The 2,613-nt window shown below is 54.8% G+C and carries 1 protein-coding gene; it reads right to left on the bottom strand.

Features of this window, described 5'->3' with window-relative positions; all coding sequences use genetic code 11:
* Positions 1-195: 195 nt before the first annotated feature.
* Positions 196-2,613 (bottom strand): calcium-binding protein (locus QUA80_RS33340; protein WP_333429174.1); only part of this gene is annotated, 2,418 nt, incomplete at its 5' end.

Below are 2,613 nucleotides of genomic sequence, written 5' to 3'. Positions count from 1 at the left end.
CTCACCCTTGTCTCGGGTGATTCACTTTTACCCCCTCAATCCGACTATGTGCCAGTTTGGGGTGCGGAATGTGGGCAGCAAGCGCCCAGAGGTATAAAGGGAACTTACCCGGATTTAGTATTATCAGAAACGCCACAGAAGTTCTGACCTTCTGTGGCGTTGACTTCTCAGAACAGGAGACTTCCGCCGCCAATTCTACACCTCAGAGAGATTTGGCAGGAAATCCGACGAACCGATCGCCCCGTTAACGCCAACCAGATTCGCTAAAACCCGATCGGTTCCTGCTACTCGCAGCAACGTACCGTTCGGAGTGGCGCTAAATTGCAACTGCTGCAAACTCACTTCGTTGCTCAAAACAAACTTATCGACGCCTACCTCGAAGTTAATGACAGTATCAGTGCCGCCATCAGCACTCAACACAAATAGATCGCTCCCAATACCTCCAATTAAAGTATCGTTGCCCAAGCCACCAAACAGCCAGTCATCTCCAGCGCCACCATTGAGAAGGTCGTTATCTTTACCGCCAGTCAGGGTATCGGTGCCAGCATCTCCGTTGACGGTATCTTGGCCTTCGTTGCCGTAGAGCAAGTCATCGCCCTCACCACCGTTGATGCAGTCTTGCTGGTCGTTTGCGCCCACCGAGACACCCCGGTTATCAGCACGATCGCCATAGATGGTATCGCTGCCCTCGTCACCGCAGAGTTCATCGCTGCCGTCACCGCCGTAAATCAAGTCGTCGCCAAGATCTCCGTGCATGAGGTCGTTACCTTTGCCGCCGTAAATCAAGTCGTTATCTTGACCGCCACTGATGGTATCGTCAGCTTCATCGCCCAACAGCACATCAGCACCCGTATTGCCAAAAAGCCAGTCCCGGCCACCAACATCTTGAGCTCGACTGCGAGCACCGCCGTACATGGTGTCGTCGCCGCTGTCGCCAACCAGTGTATCGGAGCCGAGTTCGCCCCAAATCAAGTCGTTATCTTTGCCCCCCCAAACGCGATCGCTACCTTTACCTGCTTGGACGGTATCCTGGCCGTTGCCACCGCCGATGATGTCGTTGCCGCTGCCGCCAAAGATTAAGTCTTGTTCGCCAGTATCCCCGATTGACTCGGAACCCCCGCTATCGCCGAGCAGAGTATCGGCTCCTTCGCCGCCGTAGAGGGTATCGGAGCCTAATTGACCGTAGATCTGGTCATTGCCTTTGCCTCCGTAAACGCGATCGTTATCTTTGCCTGCAACCAGCGTATCGTTGTCTTCTTGGCCGTTGAGGAAGTCGTTGCCGAAGCCTCCGTACAGCAAGTCGCGTCCCTGGGAGTCGCTGGCCCTTTGGTCGCCGGTGCCGCCCAACAAGGTGTCGTCCCCGATACCAGCAAACAAGGTATCGGAGCCGATTTCGCCCCAAATCAGGTCATTTTCTTTACCTCCAAGGGCAATATCGTCACCTTTGCCGGCATGGATGGTATCGTCGCCCTCGTTGCCGTTAATGAGGTCTGCACTGTTGCCTCCGAAGATCGAATCGCCATTGTTCTGAGCGCTGCTGGAGTTATCGTCGCCGTTGTCTCCCAAAATTGTATCGGCACCTCGATCTCCATACAGCGTGTCAGACTCTAAGTCGCCGGCAATCCAGTCGTTCTGTTTGCCTGCAAATACGATATCGTTGCCCTCGTCCCCGTAAACAATATCGGTGTCAATGCCCCCAAAAATCGTGTCATTGTCTTCGTTGCCGTAAATTTCGTCCGCCCCGTCTTCACCTAAAAGCAGGTCGTTGCCTTCAAAACCGACAATTTTTTGGTTGCCTTTGGTGTCTGCGATCGAGTCATCGCCCTCGGTTCCTTTGGTGGTTTGTTCCTCTGAAAATTGTGAAATCGGTCGGACAAATCCAACTGCGGGCGGTTGCTGCGGGGGCGCAAAGTTAATTCCCGGTTTTTCAATAATGGGCGAACACTGACAGTCGGTATCTGCGATCGGCGTTGGAGTTGGCGTTGGAGTTGGCGTCGGAGTTGGCGTCGGAGTTGGCGTCGGAGTTGGCGTCGCAACTAGGACAGCAGCAACAGTAGCGGTAGCAGGACTGATAGCGCCGAAATTGTCGGTGGCGCTGTAGGTGAAAGTGGCTCCGGTAAAGTTGCCTGTCGTTTGGAGAAATAGTTGCTGCAACTGTTCCGGAGTCAGGACTTGACCGGGTGTCACCGCTACGCCGCCGTTGGCGGGATCTCCTAAAAACAGGATGGCTTGGTCGGCTGGGGGCAGGGTGTTGATGGTGTAAGAGACGATCGACCCGTCGGGGTCGCTGCCTCCCAATCCCGTGATTAACTGGCTGCTGTTGGGCCCGAGGCTGGAGTTGGCATTGTTGGCTAATGGCGGTTGGTTGGCAGTTGGAAGTATGACCGCCACAGTAGCGGTAGCCGGACTGATAGCGCCGAAATTGTCGGTGGCGCTGTAGGTGAAAGTGGCTCCGGTAAAGTTGCCTGTCGTTTGGAGAAATAGTTGCTGCAACTGTTCCGGAGTCAGGACTTGACCGGGTGTCACCGCTACGCCGCCGTTGGCGGGATCTCCTAAAAACAGGATGGCTTGGTCTGCTGGGGGCAGGGTGTTGATGGTGTAAGAGACGATCGA

The sequence above is a fragment of the Microcoleus sp. F4-D5 genome, assembly GCF_036704885.1.
Taxonomy (GTDB): domain Bacteria; phylum Cyanobacteriota; class Cyanobacteriia; order Cyanobacteriales; family Microcoleaceae; genus Microcoleus.
This window is presented reverse-complemented; position numbering and strand designations above follow the sequence as displayed.